Genomic DNA, 19,994 nt, shown 5'->3' with positions numbered 1-19,994 from the left:
GGTCACGACATCGCGACACAGTGCCAGATGCTCGATGCGACAGATATTGACCCCGTCCGGTATCACCACGGGCGGCGGCAGATCATTGACCGTGAACGCCGCCGCTGGCAGTGCCTGCCGCTGATACTCGACCACCACCGGCGGCGGCGTCATGCTCGAGCAACCGGCCAAAATAAGCACCAAAAGGATCATCGGCTTCATTGACTTCCCTCACTATGTCATCAATCGTCTGGTTGATAATCCGCCGCTGTTCGGCCAGCGCCATCAGATCCGTTTCAATCCGTTTCAGCCGGGCAATTTCCGATTGCAGCCCGGCGATTTCACGCGCCTTGGCATCGGCCACAACCGCCGCGCGATAGCCATTGACCGCCGCCGCCTCGACCCGACCGATATAGGACCGGAAGGCCAGCACCCCGGCGACCAGCCCCCCGATACCGGCAGCCAGAACAATCCATTGCCAGCCGCTCGCGACCGCACTGATCGCCGCTTTTATCCATGTCATGACGCACCCCTTTTTTATACGCCAATTGCGTATATTTTCTATTGACGACGCTACGCTATCAGCGTATAAATAAGCCCATGGAAAACAAACCAACCACCACCATCGAAACAGACGGCTTCATCGCCAAGGCTGATGCCCTGATGACCGCCGCCGAGCGCAACGACATTGTCAGCACCATTGCTTATGATCCGATGATGGGCGACGCGATGCGCGGCTGCGGCGGCTTCCGCAAGGCCCGTTTCGCCGGGAAGGGCAAGGGCAAATCAGGCGGCTTCCGGGTCATCTGGTTCCCCGGCACCGACACCAGCCCCAACTACGTCATTGACGTATTTTCTAAAAGTGATAAGGTCAATCTGACCAAGGCACAACAGGCCGCACTGGCCAAAATTGCCAAGCAGTTGAAAGGTTAAAACCATGGATGACAAACGCTTCGATGACCTCATGGCATCCGCGATGGAAGCCGTGGAACATAAACAGGGCACGCGCAAGCTGCGCACCCACACCGGCACTATCAACGAAGTCAAGGCAATCCGGCTTTCGCTGGAACTGTCACAGGAAGAATTTGCCACAACCTATGGCATCCCCCTGCGCAGCCTGCAGAACTGGGAAGCAACCAACGGGCGCACCCCGCCCGCTGCCGTCATGTCCTATTTCAAGGCGATCAAGAACGCACCTGATGCCGTCCGGGAAGCGGTCGCGGCCTGACCGATCAGATACCCCCATCATCATCCGCACGCCGCCCGCTACGCCAATCCTGATACATCCCAATACCGCGATCGATGCCACGCCCGGCTGCCGGGGCAAGCGGCACCCCGATCAGCACCAGCGCCGCCCATCCGATCCAGCCGTTGATATGGTCCAGCACCTGCGCCAGTAGCTGCGGCTGCCCGATGCCAACGGCCCGCGCAAACCAGCCATAGGCCGCGATTGATCCGAACAGCAGGACCAGTGACAGCACCATGGCGATCCTGACCGGCAACAATCCGCCGGGTTTTTTATGATCATCAGGCATCAATCACCTCACCACGTCGCACCCAACCGTGCCAGCCGCAGCCACCGGCTCCGTTACAGTTGATTGATGGCGTTAGGGTTGGAGCATCTACGCACCCGTCAAATTTCCATGTCGCACCATTCGGCAGCCTTTGGCCATTGATCGGAACCTGACATTCCCGGCTTTCGCGCGGGCAGTGAAATCGAAACCATTTTGGCAACCCTTCCGGCCCTTGGCCATCAAAGCAAAATTCTTGCGATTTCAGGTCCGGCCCTCGATCGTCATTGCATTCACCGGCATAACGGTATCGCTGACTTACCATCGTGCCCGCCATATCCAGCCATTCAGAAACGGCTTGTTGCCCGGCTCGACTTCCGCCAGCCAGCGAAAAAACATTTCCGAGGAAGCCCGCAGCGCACACCGCACCGCATAAGCCGCCGCCGGGCTGGACCGGTCCCGAACCGCAAGCAACGTTTGCCTGCCGATCTGCCCATCATCCGCGACATTGGACCGCTGACCATCATCTGTTTCGACTACGGCCAGGGCACGCTGCAACAGCTTGTTTGCTTGCCGTGGACCCATCACCACAGCCAGATCAAACGCCTTGTGCGCGATCTGCGGCGGCATCCGGCCATACTGGTTGGGCAGCCAGAACCGATGATAATAGATGCCGATCGCACCATCACGGTCGAGCGCCCGAATATCATCCGCATCAATATCGCCGTCCCGATCCACATCACCGAGCGCATGGCCAGCATCCCGGAGATAGCGAAGACTGATCCCGAATTTGGTCACCCCACCCGCATCATTCGGGTGATCGCTATAGCCACCTTCATGGATCAGCACCTGCCGGATGCCGCCACCGAAATTCACATCATCCCGCCAATCGGTCATGGCGTTGGCCCCCCTTTGCTGATCCACGCGGTCGCCGCCGCAATCGCTGATGACACCAGCGTCGCGACGCCGGTTGCCACCCGGCCCCGGACCTTCGCGGCCTGCAACGCCCCGGCGCTGTAATTTTCCAGATTGCGCACCCGTTCATCGAAGCTGTCCTGCTTGCGCTCGATCCGCAGCAATGTTTGGTTCTGTGCCTCAACCATCCCGACCAAGCGACCCAGTTCACGTTCGTCATTCGTCATCGATCAGACACCCCAAAAAGAAAGGGCCGCTGCCGCGACCCCGAACCACCAGACACCTATGAAAACCTCACCCCATTCACCGCCGCTGCGCAGGTGCCCAAGGATCGGGCGACCGTCCCACGCCGCCCATGTTTCGTGCCAATCCATGCCCCACACCCGGTTGACTTGCCAGCCGAGCCAATAGACCGGCCCCCATGCCAGACCGGATAGCGCGATAATCACCCCGGCCCATGGCGACCAGAACAGGATCGGCAGCGACACCAGCGATTGCTTGGCCAGCCCGACCGTTGACATGCCGGTAATCTGGTAAAGGGTCTTGCGCGCAACCGACCAATCATCGCGCCAGACGCCGAATACCTTGGGCATCCAGCGTGTCACCAACTCGATATGATCCATAAGCTGGTGATAAACGTCGCGGTGCATTCGTTGATGTGCCCCCCAGCCGAGTATGGCAGCGGCAAAGCTGGTCAGGATCACCGCAACCGCATAGGGCCACGGCAGGCCACAGGCCAAGCCGGTCAGGCCGAACACCACCGCAATCATCACCCGGTTGAACGTGGTGCTGATGCCAAGGTCCATCCCGCGCAAGCGCATAAAAAAACCGCCCAGAATGGCGGCAAGCAAACAGATCAGAATGTCAGTAATCATGATGCGCCTATTCAGAAAATTGGAATTGATAGATTGTATCTGGCGTACTTGTGCTGGTTATGTACATAGTCAAGCCATCGTCAGATACCTCAACATCTGTTATTGATCCCGTAATATCGCCGATATAAATCCCTTTCCATGAGGCTTTAGCGGTTGAATAATCAAACGGTGAAGAAAATTCTTTCACATACACAATTCTGTTTGTGCCATCCGTAACAAACGCCCGCAAACCATCTGGCGAGAAACTAAGGCCATTAAGATTTGTCGATGCGCCGAACAGCGCACCAGTAGCGCCATCTAGAGAAGCCGTATCAAGGTCAAACGGGGTTGATAATGTATGGAATGAAATTGTGTCAGATACACTATCAGCGAGTATTAGCTTTGATCCATCTGGACTTATATCAATCCCATCGGCAGCATCGGCAAGAGACTTACTTGCGTAAGAGCCAGTATCTATCTGCCCCGGTGTCCCGATATTGAATTGATAAATGTTGCCGCCACCCGCCACGTACATGATGCTTTCATCATCCGAAAAACACAGCGCGCCGGGATTAGAGGCCTGAGCATTGACGCTTAAAGACCTTGATATCGTTCCGCTGTCGATTTGCCCGGCTGTAGCCATATCAATCTGGTAGACCGCATCACCACCAGAGCCGGAAAAATAAGCCCTGGTCTGGGCCGGGTTCACCCAAAGCCCGGTCAATGAAGACTCACTACCAGAAACATCTAAGGATCGAGCGGCGTAAGAAAGGTAATCAAGATTGAATTCAACTTGATCACTACTACCGCCCAGTTTGAAAAATTCTGCTTGTGTCGGCATTACCCGCGCCCCCCGATAAATCCTGTGGTTGCACCCTTGTAGATCAGCTTCATGCGCACCTGATCCACGATGTCAGTCAGGTTTTCCTCGACACCGTTCAGGCGGTGCCCATTGCGATTGACCGTTGGCGGATTGCTCGCCCAATCCGCACCATCAGGCGGATCAATGATGATCTCATCACCGGCTGCAGGACTGGCTGGCAGTGACACCGTGGCGCTGTCCGGCAGCTCATAGGCACCGGCACCGGCAATCGTGTCGCCATTGCTCAGCGTCGTGATCGTTGGCTTCTGGCTGCCGTAGGTAATGGCATCAACCGTTGCGCCGCCAGTGACGCTGGCACCACCTGTAATGGTCGCGCCGTTGCCCACGTCGATCCCACCGCTGAAGGTTTGTTCCTGCGTGAACGTCCACGCCGCCAGCACCGTGACCGTCTGTCCGCTATCACTGCGCGGATAATTGGCCGGGTCAAACGCTTCCGCTGCGGCCACCGCATCCAAGGCATCCTGCAGCGCCGCTTCCGCCGCATCCGCACTGTCTTGCGCATCGCTTGCCGCCTCATTGGTGGCGGTCAGGCTGTCCGCCGCCGCCGTTGCCGAGGACAGCGCCGATCCGGCGGATGACAGGGCATTGCCGGCAACAACCAGCACCTGACCTAGCAACTCAATCAGGTTATCAACGTAACCAAACCCGGTTGGACCAGTCAGGCTGTTCGGCCCGTCCGCTTCATCAGAATAGGTTTTGCCGTTGGGCATCGGTCCAACTTGGGTCATAACACTTCCTCGATCGTGAATGGAAAATCATGCTTGTTGAAAAATGACTGGCTGACCCCGGTTACATCCCGGAGCCGGGCCAGCATGGTCAGCCGCTGCCGGTTGACCACATCATCGGGATTGATCTGGACCAGCACCGGATCAACGGTGCCAAGCTGCCGCTGCATGTCGAGCGCCTGACCGAATGCTTCATCACGCGGCAGGTTGCGGATCACACCCTGGAACGTGCGCGGGTTGCGGCGTTTCTCACCATAAATTGCACCGCCCGCGGCTTCGGTTTCCAGCGCACGGTTGCGAAACCCCAGATTGTTGCCATAGTCAAAATTCTTCGATGACCGCCATTGTTGCGCCACCTCGATATGACCGATGCGCACCCGTCCATCAGGGTTGCCCGTATCGCTGATTTCCAGCCGGAATGATCTGGCAAGGGTCAGGCCCGACAGGGTGGCAATCGTGGTTGGCACAAACGCCGCCCGCGTTTCTGGTCCGGGCTTGCCACCCCACCATTCCGGTGTGCCCCATGGGGCAGTGCCATAGGGCTTGACGATGCCCCATGCTTCCGTGTCATCGGTCGCATTTACCGGCACCGTGCCAGCCGCATCGGAATAAAACGTGGCCTTCCAGACCGCATCATTGGTCAGGTTGTGGTTGATCAGGGCGATCACCGAAACCGGCAACGTGGCATCAAACACAAACAACCCCTGCGTTGATGCTTCCGTGGCGTCTTCGGACTGCGCTGGATAACCAAGCCCCACATCCGGCCACATCACCGCCGACGATAAGGGCCAGCCATCAAGCCATGATCCGCCCGAAACCGCCGTGATCTTCGATGTCACGGACGGCGTGGCGAAGGATATATTTGCCATTATTCAACCCCATAACCGCAGTTCAACCACCCGGCCACCGCTTGCCCCACCTTCACCAAGGCGGGTGATGCCGATGACCACCATCGGCTTGCCGGTATCAAAACCGAAATCCGGGTGCGTGACCGTCACCACATCGCCACGGCGCAGGGCATCAACCCCGGCATCCGTGTTCGGCACCTGTGCCGTGGCAAACACCCGTTCGACCTTCAGCCGGGCAAACAACAGATCGCGCAGCGCTTCCGCACCCGCTTCCGTGGTCAGACCGGTTTCAATTTCCAGATCGGTTGCCAGCGGATAATCAGCGGCAACCGTGTCATCATCGACCGGATCAGATGCGGCATAGTCGAGCGCGAGCGCAGCCCGCACTTCCCAGCCACCCACCGGGTCATAATTGAGCGGATCGGTTGACGGTGTTTCCACGTCATCGATCGGCGGCAGTGACGCATCACCGCCCAGATCACCGCCGGTCATGACCCGGTAATTCCGCCGGTACTTGACCGTCAGGGACTTGACCGGATTGGCTGCCGCCTGATCACCCGGCACTTGCAGCCGGAAATCCATCAGATCGATCACCCCGCTTGCTGCCGGGTTGTCAACCGACACCCGCGCCATGGTGGCAACCGCATCATCATTATCCGGCACCGGCAGTTGCACGACCCGGAACGACCCCAACCGCGTTTCCTCAAAATAGGCACCGGCATCGGCAAGGATGCTGGCGAGGATGGCGGCATAGGTCACATCATTGGTCGCCGAATAATACCCGGTGACATGGGCAAAATTCGCGTCAAGCGCCGCAACGCTCTCCGCATCGACCAGTTCACCGGCAGCGGTTATCAGATCCGCTGCAATGGCACCCGGCGTCCGATCGGCATCACTGGCACCAACCGAAATATCAACCGTGATCGTGCCTTCCGGCCTGCCGGAAAGCCGGGCATAGGTTGCATCACCGTCCGACCAGACCCGGTATTCACCGGCTGATGCCGCGTTCGCCGTATTCACGAAATCCGCCTTGCTGGCATAGGCCGTGCCCGCCACGCGCGGGATGCCATTGACCCGCAGCCCATGCACATTGGCCGGACCCTGACAAATCAGCACAACCCCGTGCACCGCATTGACCAGCACCGGTTCGGCATTCCACACCCGCCCGAACAGCACCGGCACCGGCTGACCCTTCAGGCTTTCGTCGCCCTCGAGGCCAATGGTTGAACCGCCATTGGCCAGACCGCCTTCATTGTCACCGAGCAACCGCGCGGCGATGATCGAGCGCCCCAGCTTGGCTTCCCGCGCAAGGATCGGCACATCAATCCGGGTGTCATACCCGCTTGGGCGACCACAGATGCCGGTGACGAAGGGCCGGAACTGCCAATATTCGCCATCAGCCGGACCCCGCAACAGCGCGAAATCACGACCGGCAACCTTGCCCGACATAACCGGATCGGTTGCTGCCGATCGGGGCAGCGACAGCACACCCCGGCTGACCCGCGCGGCACCGCCGATCAGATGCCCGGCACCACCTTCTAGGCTCGACCGGTATGCTGGCAACGATAGCTGTGCGTCATGGTACTGACCCGGACCATAGGGATCGGCCAGCGCGGCACTGCCGAACCGGAACACGGCATCCTTGCCGGTCAGTTCCGCCAGATACGTCCACGCCGCCGGTGGCCGCGCTACGGCCACCACCTGCTGGTTACCATAAAACCGCATTTCAGAGATCGCCGCAGGCCATGCCGTGACCGGTTCATTCAGCACGGTTGCCGAGGACACCACGCCCAGACCGGCAGTATCGCCGCCAGCCCAAGCGCCGGTGTAATTCATCGGAAACCCATCGGTGCTGCCCGACCCGACCAGCCAGTCATCCACATACACCGCCAGCGTGCCATTGGCCGGATGAATGGCGACCACAATCCGGTGCTGGCGACCATCAAACGGCAGGTACGCAACCGGGATGTCCACCACCGCCGTTGCCGGTGTCAGGCTCGACCCGGCCCCGGCACGGAACCGCATGATCGTGCCGCTGTCACGCACACCAAAATAGGTACCGGCACCGGATGCCCCGGCGTCAAACAGGATCGCATCGATCGGGCTGGCAGGCAGCACCACATCAATGGCAATCACCGCCGGTTGTCCGGCATAGGACAGGAAGTTTTCCGGTGACAGGTTCCCGGCTTCATAGGTTCCTGTCACCGTCAAACCGGCTTCGGCTGCAATCCGCATCACGCAATTCCCAGCTTTTGTTCAATACGGGACAGGGTGTTCGCCACCATGGCCAGCAGTTGGTTGGTTTCCGCCGCACCCATCGCCACGACCTGTGGCAGGTTGCTGATGCTGCGCAGCGCATCGGTCTGCTTCGACACCGCTGCGGCGGTCATCCGGGCTTCTGATTGCTGCGCACCGGTTTCCACCGTCACCCGTTCGCCCGGCGAGGCGTTGAATACCGCCACCCGCTGCCGATCTGTGCCGACCACCCCGGACCCGCCAAGGGTGATGGAACCGCCGGTGGCAAACCCGCCGGTGATCCCGATGACCTTGGCCATTTCATCCGGCGTCAACTGGTCCTTGATCGACTGGAACATGCCATCATTGTTGAACCCGTTTGGCATCAGACTGGCCAAGCGTGGAATGGCTGCCAGCAGCGCCGCATTGGTCGCGGCATTGGCATCAAGCCCGAGGTTGAACCCGTCAGGCACAACAAAGCCGTTGCTGTTCGCCGCACCCTGCGCCAGTTGATCCCGGATCAGCTCCAGCGTGACCGTCTGCTTCTGCAGTTCGGAAAGCTGGCTTTCTGCCCGGCTCAATTCGGTTGATGCCAGCGCCTTGGTCTGGTCGAGAATGCCGCTCACCTGATCGAAACCGGACACCCCGGCATCGGACAGGCCGAAGATTTCCAGATTGATCGCGTCAAACGCCGCAACGGCGGCTGACAGTTCCGACGCATCGACCAGTTCACCACCCCGGATGCGCGCCGCGATGCTGTTCAGATTGCCCTGCGCCAGTGAGAATTGTTCACTTGGCGACAGCGGCGATCCGGCACCGAGCAACCGCCCGGTCTGTATCTGATCGACACTGGCAATCAGACCGCGCGCCGTGCTGGCGAGCGTATCAGCAGCGGTGATCTGGTCATTGATCGTGACCAGTTGCGCTTCAAGGCTGATGACCCGCTGCGCTTCCGCATCCGCGATCTGATCCGCCAGAACCCGCTGTTCGGCAAGCTGCTGCAACACATCAAGCCCGACCGTCGATTGCCCGGCGTCAATCAGATCGGCACGCTCCGCATCAAACGCATCACGCAACGCGATCAGTTCGGCCCGGTTCGGGTCCAGCAGTTCAAGAATGCGCTGGTTGTATCCACCCCGTATCTGATCCGTGAATGCCTGATTGGCACGCTCACCCTGCGCCGCCACTTCATCAAGCGACAGGCCAAGCCGTTCTGCCGTATCGCTGGCTGCCTCGATCGATGCTTGCAGCGCATCATAGGCTTGCCGGATCGGCCCGACCGTTTCCGCGTCGAGACCGAACAGATCAGTGAAATTGGCCGCAAAGTTCAGATCGGACAGCGCGGTTTCCGCTGTGAAATCGATATTGTCCAGCGCGGTCTGGACTGCTTCCGGGAACTTGTCCCGAACTTCATCAGCCATCAGCAGCGCCGTGTCATTGATCAGCGCCGCAATCCCGGCTTCCGACCGGTCATAAAATTTTCTGGTATCGTTGCCATAACCAAATTCAGGGTTGGTTTCACCCTGACCGAATTCGGCATAGATGCCATCACGATTGCCGATGCCAACCCGGAGTGACCCGGTCAGATCACCACCGCTGATTGCCTCAAACGCCGCCGCATATTGTGCGAGGCTTTGCGCAATACCTTCGGCGGCATCGCGGTTTTCCTGACTGAATTTCTTACCTTCCTGACCGCCAACCGAAATCCCGAAATCATCCAGTTCAAGGATGGCGTTGCCTTCCTTGTTGCTTGGTTTTTTCTTGAGCAGCCCAGCGATAAGAGGCACCGCCACCGCCGCCAGCACGGGCAGAACAAACGGCGCTGCCGCCGCCAATGGCGCAGCGGACGCGATACCGGCAGCACTGAGACCACCCGGCACCGCAGCCACCCCGACAGATGCCGCCGTTGCAGCGGATGCGGTACCAGCGGCACCGAGGCCAACTGCCGTTGAACCGAACAGCGAAGGCGCAGTGGTTGACAGCAGCGTTGTGGATAGGTCGCCGATGAATGAATTGGCAATGCTGCTGCCGATATTCTGCACCAGCCCGCTTGCCGCATCGATCAGCCCGCCGCTGCCGGACGCAGCACCGCCGCCAGCATTGCCGCCAGTCAGATTGCCCGAACCAATATTGGCAAAGGTGCCGCCGAACAGATTGACCGCCGCCAGTTCACCGGCCATGCGGAAAAAGATGTCCTTCACCGCATCGGCCAGATCGCCAAAGCTGTCAATGCCGTCACGGAAGATGCTGGTGAAGGTATCGGCGAAGGCCGTCTGAATACCCTTGGCGGCATTCAGGAATGGTTCCTGCGCCGCCCGCGCGGCTTCTTCTGCTGCCCGCTGGCTTTCCTTCGCGGCTTCCTCTGCCGCCTTGGCACGTTCCTTTTCCGCCTCAATCAGATCATCAAGCCGCTGCTTTTCCTGATCACGCAGGGCCAGGGTGTCGCGGATATTCTGCTGTTCCGCTTCGGACAGCCCGTTCCACTTTTCCCGGATTTCATTGCTGCGTTCCTGCGATGCCTGTTCGGCCTCATAGGCTTCAACCCCAAGCAGCCGCGCATCATAGAGCGCCTTCAACTGTTCGGTTTCTATCTCGAGCGCCTTGACCCGTTCCGCACCATCCTTGGCCAGCTTCTCCGCAGCCTTGCGCTGCGCTTCCGCTTCCTTCTCTGCTGCCTTCCGGGCCTTTTCCTCAGCCTTCACCCGTTCTTCTGCCGCAATACCAGCCTTGCGATCAGCTTCCGCCTGTGCCGCCGCATCATCCGCTGCATCGGCGGCAAGCCCGGCGGTCACTTCCATGGCCGCATTCTTGCGATCAATCAGCGCCAGTTCGGCCCGCAGGTTTTGCAGGTTTTCCTGAAGCTGCTTTTGCGCCCGGCGACTGCGTGGATCATCCGCCGCCGAAGCGCCATCAAGCCGCTTTTCCAGATCGGAAATTTGCAGGATCAGACCGCCGCGCTGCGCCTCGATAGACTGGAACAGCGCATCGTTGCTATCACCGACAACGGTAGCAAGGCCAGCCATGGCCGCCGTTGCCGCCTGAATAGGCCCGGCATTACCGATATTTTCCAGCAGGAAGCCCCAGCGTTCACCAAGCGTATCAACCGCGCCAGCTAGGCCACCGGCCTGCGCAGTACCAGCGCCGCCAACTTGGGCTTCGATCGTCGCGAGAATTTCAGACTGGGCTTCAAACTGCTTGCCAGACTCCACCAGCCCCTTGATCAATTCCGTTTGCGACGCGCTAAAACTGACACCGACATCCCGCAAGGCGGCCAATCCGCGTTCAGGGTCTTCGAGCGCTTTTGCAAGCTGAAGGCTGGCACTGGAAATCGACCCCATACCGATAGAGGCCAAATCCTGCGCAGCAACCAGCGTGCGGTCGAAGGCATCACCAGCCACATTCTTGAAGGTAAGCAACTGCGCCGCTGCCTTACGAACATCGCCGGTTGAAGCCAGCGTGCTTTCGCCAAGCGACTTGGCCAGAGTTTCAATCTGATCCGCCGTTTTGCCCGAGGCGTTGCCCGTGGTGGCCAAAAGCTGGTTGATCTGGAATGACGATTGCTCAAACTGGCTGGCAGCATCGACAGCTTTTTGCAGAACGACTACCGTGGCACCGATCCCGGCAGCGGCTGCCACCCCGGTAGCGCCCAGCTTTGACATGGCACCGCCAACTGTGCCAAGGCGACCGGCCAGACCGCGCATACTGTTGTCAAGATCGCCAGAGACCTTATTAACAGCCTGCAGCCCACCACTAGCGCCGCCACTGGCCTGCCTGATCTGGTCAAATGAACGCTTGCCAGATTGACCAATCTTATCCAGATCGCGGGATGCTTCCTGACCGCCATTAACCTTGGTCAGGATGTCAAAACGGCGCTGCGTCATGGCGATGCCCCAATAAAAAAGGGCCGCCCGAAAGCGACCCTTGGTTGAAATCTGATTGTCTGGCTGGATCAGGCTTCCAGCCGCTCCACGTAACGATAAGACGCCAGAATGCGCACATTCAGGTAATAGATGGTATTCGACTTAACCACATCAAAACCCAGCTTGCGCATCACCCGACCGAACCGGATATGTGAGACCGGCGCGATATTCTCATCTGCGCACCATTCCTTATAGGCAAGGTACATGTCTGCCGTTGGCACCCGGTTACCCAAATCCTCGGTCAGGGCTTCCGTGCCGAATTGATTGATGTGCCGATCTTCATCCCGGACCATCTGCGCCGCCACGGCCAGCGGACTATCGCCGAGGGATGGCAACCCCATCTGCTGCCAGACCTGCAGCGCGGCTGGCTGACCACGCAGGCGGAACGCCTGATTGACCGTTTCCAGCTTCGCCCGATAGGCCGACAACCCGAGTGGTGAAGGATCGAAAAACTCTGCCACGTCTTCAAACTCCGGTTTTGTTGCCGCTGGCAGATTGGCCGCCGCTGACATCTCACGGAACCGCCGTTCGCATTCGATGAAATACCGCCGAACCAGCCGCCCCTTTTCGGTGCGCTCAACCATGGCCAGTTCCTTGGCCATGTCGAGGGTCAGCGCATACTCTTTACGGTTGTGCCCACCCCTTTCTTTGCTCCCCAAAATGGGGGAGCAAAGAAAGTCAGTACCTTCGACAAATTCATATTGCTCGATGCGACTTTTGATCCAAGTTGTGAAATCACGCCGCACATCCAAAAACCCATGCAGCTCACGTGCATCGACCGTTGGTTGCAATTCGCCGTTGATTTCCTGTTCGGTCACGGTGACCAGATGATCTGTATTCATGCTTCTTGCCTCGTTTTGATTGAGATCGGACACCATCACTGGTGCCCGGGGTTCAAAACAGTCGCAAGAAGTCGACCCCGCCTGTCTTTAGGCTTTCGCCTTGGACATACACAGACGGACCCCGGACATAAAATGTGTGCTGATCCATCCGATTATCGGCCCGGATTGCCGCTTCTTGCATGGGTGTTTTGAAGACCCATGCAAAAGCTATCTATACTATCCGGGCACTGCAAGGCTTAATCGCGGGCGATCCTGCTTTTCTTGAAGACAGGAATATCATGCCCGCGATTACAAATATTCAGGCATTTTGCATATCAGTCATCGAAAGCCATCATAATCTCATCCAGCAATTCTTTCTCTGCTGGATCAATCACACCGTCAGCCTCCATAACCGCCCGCGCGCCATTCACCAACCGCCGCTGCACATCGCGCGGCGCTTCCTCAAACTCAAACAGGTTATCCCACGGATCGGCGTCCGGTGGCGTCTGACGGCAAATGAAACTGCGAATTGCCGCCACATCGTGCTCATTACTGGACAGCCCATTGTGTTGCGCTTCCTCAACAATGTAATCGACGATGGCGTCAACCTCTGCGCTATCCATGTCACCATCAGCCCAGCACATAGCGACAAGAACCCGCCAGCCATGCACGCAACACCGCCGCTGTTCGACGCCAGCGGCCCCATGTGCGCCTTGCGGCGGGGGCTTTGCCTTATCTGCGGCAACCCCCAGTACCACACCGAAATAATCTTTCGGATCATGAACCACACCATCAGGATCGATAACCGACTTGATCCGTTCAACTTTGAAAGTCCGTCGTGCATTCCGCTCAAAACAAAACGCCTGCAGGTTCATCGGCTTGTTCGGATGCCGCTTGATAGCCTCAATGCGAATGCGTCGCTGGGATGCCTGGCCCTTCGCATCCACATACTCGATCATGACGATAATGCCATGCAAATCCTGATCGGTTGTTTCCCAATCAGATGCCGCACTTTCCAGAGGCTTCGCCTTTGGTTTCTCAGGCTCCCGATCCCGAGGCGAATAGAATTTGACCTCAACCAATTTGCCAAAATCTATTGGCGGTGCGTCGTGATCTTCGATATCGGCTTCTGGAATGAATTGCTCGCGCCCTTCTATGACCGGCGGCGGCGGCGGATTTCCGAACAACGATTTTAGTTTCTCAAACATGGGCATTGGCTTCCTTATAGAAAAGAAGCACCGTACTAGACCAATCCCCTTTTAGCAGCCCGTTTGTCCCAAGCCTGACCGATGAATTCCGGTATTTTCTCGATGCCCTTGGCGATTGCCCGTTCCTGATTGATCCGCTTGCTGATCCGCGCACGCGGGAACAGGACGTACAGGATCGGCGGTCGATCTGACTTGTCCCGGCCATCAATCAGGAAGCCACCATCACCCGAAGGAATGAACACCAGCGGGATGCCGCTTTCGCTTGGCGTGGCTGGACGCCGCCCGCTGCTGTCCATCGGTGCATGTTCCGTTGGCTTCGCCAGAAGCTTGCCGCGTGTCGCCTCGATCGTGGCACCTTCTGAAAAGATGGTAATCAGATCGATCGCCTGTGACCGTCGCCCGGATGCAGCCTTGTACCGTGCAACCGAGAACAGCCGCATTTCCGGTGTCAGGCTGCTGCCCTTGCGCGGCGTTGGCTTTACAATAAGCGTATCACCCAACGCTGCACCGGACTTACCGCGACGAAATTTGCCGCGAGTGATCTGCCGCCGCATATCCCGGCGGGTGGCATAGGTGCCCTTTCGCAACCCGCTGGTGATCGACTGCTTCACAACCCGCACTTGCGATCTGACTTCCTTTTCCAGATCGCCACGAATGGCCGCCTCGATCCGCAGTTGATTGAACCGTGCCATGGCCGTCACTCCGCTTTTTTCAGTTGTGCTTCCCAGTCTGCCATGGTGGCAAAGGCATCCAGCATTTTGGCTGACTGGTCATTGATCCCGCCGGGATCGGGCAGGTACCCTGACCCGCCCATGCCCGGCCCGCGATAGGCGTCATAGACAAGATAGAAATCACGCCATCCGGGCCAGACCCGATCCAGCCCTATGCGGGGGTTTTCGCGGTGGATTTCTTCCGTGACCGGGCAGCGCCAGCCTTCGCCGCCGTCTGCCGGGTACCTGCCGCCTTGGAAGTCTTTTGATCGCCAGACGATCCAAGCGGCGGTGCGGAGTTTTTTTCATCTTGCCCCGACAGGCTGGACAGATCATTGATCCGGTTGAAGATCGCAATCAGGTCAGGTTTCGGCAGATAGCCGATCTGGTCCACATCACCGCCGCCATTGACCACGCGCAGCGCCAGCGGCTTGTCATCAGACCCGGTTATCCCGGACCATTTGAGCAGGCCGCGCGCCACGGTCTGAATAACCAGTTCATCAAACCAGTGCTGTTCCGCCGCGAACAAGCGGCGATAACCGGCATCGTCGAGCATGAAGGCATCATGCAGCCGCTCAAAATCCAGCGCCAGATCATCGCCCCAATGCTGCTGCGCCGTGGCGGCGGCATCATCCAGAACCGCCCGCGCTTCATCAATCCCGTTGCCGACAACATTGGCGAGATTGTCCGTCATGTACTCGATCCGCCCGGCAAGCGTTGGCACGCTGCCGACCGCGATCATCACCGCGCGATTGACCGCCGCGCGATCGCGCAGGGACAGCGGCTTGATCTGATAGCTTGGCGGCGCATCCTCACCGGCATAATGATCTGGCGTGAAATCGATACGATCCGCCGTTGAAATTGGCAGCTTCATGGCATGGTTCCTTGGACTGACTGTTGAAATTGTTGTGATGATTGGCATGGTTCGCGTGATTGATAGGACGGGCGGCGGCGGAACCATGCCGTGGTGAAACCGCCGCCCGGCGCTTGGTGGTCCCTCAAGGATGGGGGAAGGCTAAAAACCCCTTAGTAGACCACCAGCGCTATGCCGTTATCCTGACCGATCGCTTCAAAGCTTATCTGGTCTGTACGCCGCCCGCTGCGATCACCCGGCGTGACGTTCTGATAGCGCATTTTCGGCACCATCATCGCCACCCGGTTGCCCGCAACCGCACCGGCGCGCGCAAGGAAAATCCGTTCGGTGCCACCCCGGAAATCGGCGAAGGCATCACGGGTCGCGACCAGTGAGGCATTCGGATCGATCGACCCGGTGATAAGGCGCTGCGTGTGCACATATGGATCAAACCCTTCCAGCTGGTTCGGGTTGGGATCGAAGGCACCCTGAATGCCTGTATCCACCGAGAATTCATTGATCGCGACGGCTGACCGGTCCAGCAGCGCTTCACCGTTTTTCCAGATCGGCGCGCGAACACTGTCAAACACCGCATCCGATGGCACCGCCAGATCACCCTTGTCATGGAACATGCCGTTTAGGGTGAAGGTAGCAACCGCCGTCTGACCTGCCGTCCACGCAAAACTGACATTGCCGCGCACGCCGGTTAAATCCCAATGCACGCCGTCATGATATTGCCGGAGCGATGCCGCCGGGATCGCCGTCGATGACGGCAGATAGGCCACCGCTGGCAAAATCTGGTAATCCACACCGTCATCAAAAACATTCTGAAAACTCTGCGCCAGCGTCGCAACCTTGCCGGACGTGTAATCAATGATGTGACCAATGCCGCTACTATCGCCGCTGAATTCCACCGGCATACCGAGATAGGCATCAGCGGTTGCAGATGCGGATGCGCCGAGGACTGCCGCAATCTGCGATCCACCAGCGGCGGCACAGGCTTCCGGCGATACCGGAACAGCAGCAGCCACCACAACTTCACGATAACCGCAGATGCGCAGCAGCGTGCCCAGTTCCGGGGCAACACCGGCGCTGCCGGACCCCTTCAGCTTGGCAGTGAAGGTGGTCTGCATGGTCATGCCACCAACTTCGGTGCCGAGACCGTCAAGCGATGCCTGCGCCGAATTGTCAGGGATCGTGATGGCGTTGGGGGTTGGCGGATTGAGACCCTCGACCGCAATGGCATCAGCGGTTGCGGCCATGGTTTCAAACGTGCCGGGGGTGCTTTCGATCTTCGTCAAAAGCAGATTGTTGCGGGTACCCAGATTGGACATGGGGTGACACTCCGTTTCGTGATGTATGGGGATCGGTAAGGATGGCGGCTTAATCACCCTTGTCGGGTGACGGGGCTTTGCCAGCGGGCTTGCCACCAGCCTTGGCGGGCTTCTCTGCCTTGATTTCAGCGGCTGACTTGCCCAGCCGTTCAACGGTGCCCTTGGTCAGTTCGATCCGGGCAGCAGGTTTCGCACCGGCGCGCATGGCCCGGTGTGACGGAATTTTTGTCATGATGGTTTTCCTTGATGGTCTGGGAATTAGACGGGTTCTGAATGGATCAGGTGAATGCCGCTTTGCTGACATCACGCGGGTTCTGGTCGATGCGGACAACGAACCGCAGCGAAAATTCAGCGCCGAAGCGGGCACCGGCTTCATCAAACAGGTCAGGGCCATCCATGCCATCTGCCGTGATGTCATCGGCAATCCCGCCAAGGGTATGATCGGCAACCAGCGCATTGGTGACCGCCTGATAATATTGATCGATCGCGACAGTGACCGCCGCATCGCTGTCACCGGTCACGGCCAGTTCAACCGCGAATTCGATGTCAATCAGTTCCTGATAGGTGTCTTCGGCATCACCCACCCGGTCATGGCCACCATCCATCATGATGATGGCCGGGGCTTCCGTTTCATTGAGCGGATGCCGCCGGTTGCGCCATATCTTACCGGTCAGGTTTTCGTCTGTATCGGCCAGCGCCTGCAGCGCCGCAAACGCCGCCGCAAGCGCCGTCTCGCGGCGTGATGTCATGGCTGCAACTCCAACTGCCAGATCAGTTGATCGGCATCAACATGGGTGACGATACCGATGCGATAGGTGGTGCCCTCGATCGTGATACTGTCACCGCCCTTGGCATCCGGCAGGTGCGCCACCGGCATCAACGCAATCCGCTTGGTCAACTGCAGGTTGGCGATGCGCCCAGCCGGTTGATTAAAGATCACCCAGACATCAACCGGATCACCACCGGCAGCCCGCTGATAGCTGGCTTCCTTGCCGAAGTCATCCGGGTGAAACTGGTTGACGATGTCGTCAAGATCATAGGCCATGATCAGGCCGCCGGGACGGTATCGGTGCCGTCGCCAGCAGCAGGATTACCGCCGCCATCAGATCCGTTTGGATCGTCATCACCGACCGGATCAGTGCCCGGATCAGCGGCCTTACCCTTGGGCTTCACCTTGGCCGGTGCCTTGGCTTTCGCCTTGGTCGCGGGTTTTTCTTCCTCGACCACCGCAACCGCTATCCGTGGCAGCATGGTGCAGGTTTCAAATTCCGCGCCTTTGATCAACACAATCTGATCGGTGGTGACGAAGGTGCCCTTGGCCTTACCTTCCTGCACCAAGCGGGAGGCAAAGCGCCGCTGCAGATCGTCGCTAAGGCCACGGATAATGTGACCAGCCGGGATCACAGTGCCCGCGCTTGCCGTCACCCGGTATTTTTTGAATGTTTGTTTCATGCCATCTGTTCCTTTGCGCATACAGAAAAGGCCGCCGGGATAAGACCCGGCGGCCTGTGTCACCATTCAGGCGAGTTGATTAGTTCTGCAGCTTGACGCGGCAAGCGCTGCGCGGCTCGCCATATCCAGTGCCCCGGCGCAGTGAGACCCCGAACCAAGCTTCATAATTTTTCTTCCAATGTTCACTGTCTTCGCCGAGGACAGCGACATCAAATTCATCGGTTTCCTGACCGATCAGGGCCTTGAAGGAACCATCGGTCCGGTAAACATCAATCTGAGTACCGGTGTATTCTGGCAGCCATGCGAAGTTCAGATCGAACTTGTCACCAAAAGCATTGATCGCCACCGGGGTTAGGTTGGTGGCGCCGCTTGGGTGCACCACAACACCGAGCGCCCCCGCAACCGCTTCCATATACTCGAGGCCACAGACCACCTTGAAGCTGCGGGCACCACTGTTGCGGAACTTGTTGCCATCATTGTTTTTGAAGCCCAGGATGGTTTTGATGCCGCGAAGGATCGCCTTGCCCATGATCTGCGATGATGGCGATGCCGCCGTGCCGCGCTGATCGGACGGAACATCACCGGCATCATCGCTGATGTCAAAAGTAACCAAGTTTGACATCTGGCCGGATTGGCCGAACACATGATCCGTGGCGAAGAAGTAATTGCGGTTATACGCGAGCGAACCTTCTGCATTGATGATCTTGTCAATGAACAGTTCACGACGATGACCGTTTGTGCCTTCCTCGATTTCTGAAATTCGCTGGTCAACCTGCGCACGGCCACCCTTTTGACCGGCATAACGCAGCACATCACCGGGCACCACAAGGCTGTCCTCATAAAGCGGGTTTTCAATCACCAGCGTGTCTTCGGAAAGTTCACGCATCTGGCGTGGACCTTTCCATAGTTTCAGACCGCCATTGATGCCGGTGAACACATGTTCTTCCTTCAACTGGTCGCTGGTCATCATGGTTGCGAGATCGTCCAGTTCGGTATCGGGCGCACGCTCGAGGCGATCATACAACTCGCCGCTGATGCCTTCTTCGGTCAGGGCGAACTTGGAATTACCAAAATTTGACATTGTTCTATCTCCGATGTCGGATTGTGTGTGAATGGATCAGGAAACGGCGGCAGCGATCAGGCCAGCCGCGCATTCAGCAGCGCATTGATTGCGGCAATGCTCGCCTGAATTTCCTTGAAGTTTTTGTTGATCACCGCTGACTGGTCAGCGTTGCTGGTATCCCCGGCATCCGCCAGTTCACCATCCGCCGTGCCGGTCAGGGTGCCGGTCAGGTCTGTCAGCGCCGGGGCACCGGCAACCGTCCGGGAAATGTCAAACCAGACCACGGCATAACCCGCAGCTGGCACTTCCTCGATCTGGCCGATATAGCTGTTGCCGGTGGCGGTCAGGGTTGCGGTCTGATCATCCGAGGCATAAACAGCCTTGTGCCGATCGGCGGCGGTCACACCGGCAATCGGCAGGGTAACAAGGCCGTAACGACGCATCTTCACGCGCTTGGCCGCTGCGCTTCCACCGGTGTTGTCGGATGGCGCAGCAGAGATGCCAACAAACCGTTCACCGGCAACCAATGGGTTGGCCAGCTTGTTTGCGGCGGAAGCCGAAACGAACGTGTTGCGGAAAATCTGGACATCGGCTTCAACAGCTTCATCGCTGTATTTATCGACATCTTGGAAATCCAGGTGAAGGTCTTTATCAGCAGGCATTGCTTGATCTCCTAACAATAA

Annotated in this window: 23 protein-coding genes; 2 read left to right on the top strand and 21 right to left on the bottom strand. The window is 58.4% G+C overall.

The genetic code is table 11. The features are described from left to right. Positions 1 to 82 precede the first annotated feature (82 nt). Complete coding sequence (locus CBB62_06640; protein OUT41980.1) at positions 83 to 502, bottom strand: hypothetical protein; 420 nt, start codon at positions 500 to 502, stop codon at positions 83 to 85. 140 nt (positions 503 to 642) lie between these two features. Here CBB62_06640 and CBB62_06635 point away from each other — a divergent pair, with 140 nt between their 5' ends. Further along, positions 643 to 912 (top strand): hypothetical protein, encoded by a 270-nt coding sequence (locus CBB62_06635; protein OUT42678.1) that lies wholly within the window; start codon positions 643 to 645, stop codon positions 910 to 912. A gap of 4 nt (positions 913 to 916) precedes the next feature. Further along, positions 917 to 1,207 (top strand): hypothetical protein, encoded by a 291-nt coding sequence (locus CBB62_06630; GenBank protein OUT41979.1) that lies wholly within the window; start codon positions 917 to 919, stop codon positions 1,205 to 1,207. A gap of 4 nt (positions 1,208 to 1,211) precedes the next feature. Here CBB62_06630 and CBB62_06625 read toward each other — a convergent pair whose 3' ends face one another. From CBB62_06625 to CBB62_06530, 20 genes are all read right to left on the bottom strand, one after another. Further along, positions 1,212 to 1,463, bottom strand: a complete 252-nt coding sequence (locus CBB62_06625; protein ID OUT41978.1) for a hypothetical protein — start codon at positions 1,461 to 1,463, stop codon at positions 1,212 to 1,214. 345 nt (positions 1,464 to 1,808) lie between these two features. Further along, positions 1,809 to 2,387 (bottom strand): hypothetical protein, encoded by a 579-nt coding sequence (locus tag CBB62_06620; GenBank protein ID OUT41977.1) that lies wholly within the window; start codon positions 2,385 to 2,387, stop codon positions 1,809 to 1,811. Beyond that, positions 2,384 to 2,632, bottom strand: coding sequence for a hypothetical protein (locus tag CBB62_06615; protein OUT41976.1), 249 nt, complete (start codon positions 2,630 to 2,632; stop codon positions 2,384 to 2,386). Before CBB62_06615 ends, CBB62_06620 begins: the two co-directional genes overlap by 4 nt. 3 nt (positions 2,633 to 2,635) lie before the next feature. Next, positions 2,636 to 3,280 carry a hypothetical protein gene (locus CBB62_06610; protein OUT41975.1) on the bottom strand — a complete coding sequence of 215 codons (645 nt, stop codon included), beginning with the start codon at positions 3,278 to 3,280 and terminating at the stop codon, positions 2,636 to 2,638. Positions 3,281 to 3,287: 7 nt separating this feature from the next. Next, positions 3,288 to 4,100, bottom strand: coding sequence for a hypothetical protein (locus CBB62_06605; GenBank protein ID OUT41974.1), 813 nt, complete (start codon positions 4,098 to 4,100; stop codon positions 3,288 to 3,290). Next, on the bottom strand, positions 4,100 to 4,870 hold the full coding sequence (locus CBB62_06600; GenBank protein OUT41973.1) for a hypothetical protein: 771 nt from the start codon (positions 4,868 to 4,870) through the stop codon (positions 4,100 to 4,102). The genes CBB62_06605 and CBB62_06600 overlap by 1 nt, the downstream gene beginning before the upstream one ends. Then, positions 4,867 to 5,637 (bottom strand): hypothetical protein, encoded by a 771-nt coding sequence (locus tag CBB62_06595; protein ID OUT41972.1) that lies wholly within the window; start codon positions 5,635 to 5,637, stop codon positions 4,867 to 4,869. The genes CBB62_06600 and CBB62_06595 overlap by 4 nt, the downstream gene beginning before the upstream one ends. A 102-nt stretch (positions 5,638 to 5,739) precedes the next feature. After that, on the bottom strand, positions 5,740 to 7,950 hold the full coding sequence (locus tag CBB62_06590) for a hypothetical protein (GenBank protein OUT41971.1): 2,211 nt from the start codon (positions 7,948 to 7,950) through the stop codon (positions 5,740 to 5,742). Further along, the gene (locus tag CBB62_06585; GenBank protein OUT41970.1) at positions 7,950 to 11,831 is read right to left on the bottom strand and encodes a hypothetical protein; all 3,882 of its coding nucleotides are present in this window, start codon (positions 11,829 to 11,831) and stop codon (positions 7,950 to 7,952) included. Before CBB62_06585 ends, CBB62_06590 begins: the two co-directional genes overlap by 1 nt. A gap of 68 nt (positions 11,832 to 11,899) precedes the next feature. Further along, the gene (locus CBB62_06580) at positions 11,900 to 12,748 is read right to left on the bottom strand and encodes a hypothetical protein (protein ID OUT41969.1); all 849 of its coding nucleotides are present in this window, start codon (positions 12,746 to 12,748) and stop codon (positions 11,900 to 11,902) included. A gap of 278 nt (positions 12,749 to 13,026) precedes the next feature. Then, positions 13,027 to 13,899: a hypothetical protein gene (locus CBB62_06575; GenBank protein OUT41968.1), complete on the bottom strand. Its 873-nt coding sequence runs from the start codon at positions 13,897 to 13,899 to the stop codon at positions 13,027 to 13,029. Positions 13,900 to 13,934: 35 nt separating this feature from the next. Continuing rightward, positions 13,935 to 14,591 (bottom strand): hypothetical protein, encoded by a 657-nt coding sequence (locus tag CBB62_06570; GenBank protein OUT41967.1) that lies wholly within the window; start codon positions 14,589 to 14,591, stop codon positions 13,935 to 13,937. Between the two features lie 190 nt (positions 14,592 to 14,781). After that, positions 14,782 to 15,483, bottom strand: coding sequence for a hypothetical protein (locus tag CBB62_06565; protein ID OUT41966.1), 702 nt, complete (start codon positions 15,481 to 15,483; stop codon positions 14,782 to 14,784). 152 nt (positions 15,484 to 15,635) lie between these two features. Further along, positions 15,636 to 16,796 (bottom strand): hypothetical protein, encoded by a 1,161-nt coding sequence (locus tag CBB62_06560; protein OUT41965.1) that lies wholly within the window; start codon positions 16,794 to 16,796, stop codon positions 15,636 to 15,638. Positions 16,797 to 16,845: 49 nt separating this feature from the next. Beyond that, positions 16,846 to 17,028, bottom strand: coding sequence for a hypothetical protein (locus CBB62_06555; protein OUT41964.1), 183 nt, complete (start codon positions 17,026 to 17,028; stop codon positions 16,846 to 16,848). A gap of 46 nt (positions 17,029 to 17,074) precedes the next feature. Next, on the bottom strand, positions 17,075 to 17,545 hold the full coding sequence (locus tag CBB62_06550) for a hypothetical protein (GenBank protein OUT41963.1): 471 nt from the start codon (positions 17,543 to 17,545) through the stop codon (positions 17,075 to 17,077). Continuing rightward, the gene (locus CBB62_06545) at positions 17,542 to 17,841 is read right to left on the bottom strand and encodes a hypothetical protein (protein ID OUT41962.1); all 300 of its coding nucleotides are present in this window, start codon (positions 17,839 to 17,841) and stop codon (positions 17,542 to 17,544) included. Before CBB62_06545 ends, CBB62_06550 begins: the two co-directional genes overlap by 4 nt. 2 nt (positions 17,842 to 17,843) lie before the next feature. After that, the gene (locus tag CBB62_06540; GenBank protein OUT41961.1) at positions 17,844 to 18,314 is read right to left on the bottom strand and encodes a hypothetical protein; all 471 of its coding nucleotides are present in this window, start codon (positions 18,312 to 18,314) and stop codon (positions 17,844 to 17,846) included. A 13-nt stretch (positions 18,315 to 18,327) separates the two neighbouring features. Continuing rightward, positions 18,328 to 19,329, bottom strand: a complete 1,002-nt coding sequence (locus CBB62_06535) for a hypothetical protein (protein ID OUT41960.1) — start codon at positions 19,327 to 19,329, stop codon at positions 18,328 to 18,330. Positions 19,330 to 19,385: 56 nt separating this feature from the next. Beyond that, complete coding sequence (locus CBB62_06530; protein OUT41959.1) at positions 19,386 to 19,973, bottom strand: hypothetical protein; 588 nt, start codon at positions 19,971 to 19,973, stop codon at positions 19,386 to 19,388. Between the last annotated feature and the right edge of the window lie 21 nt (positions 19,974 to 19,994).

Origin of the sequence: Micavibrio sp. TMED2 (genome assembly GCA_002168225.1) — a bacterium.
In the GTDB taxonomy this organism is placed as follows: domain Bacteria; phylum Pseudomonadota; class Alphaproteobacteria; order TMED2; family TMED2; genus TMED2.
This window is presented reverse-complemented; position numbering and strand designations above follow the sequence as displayed.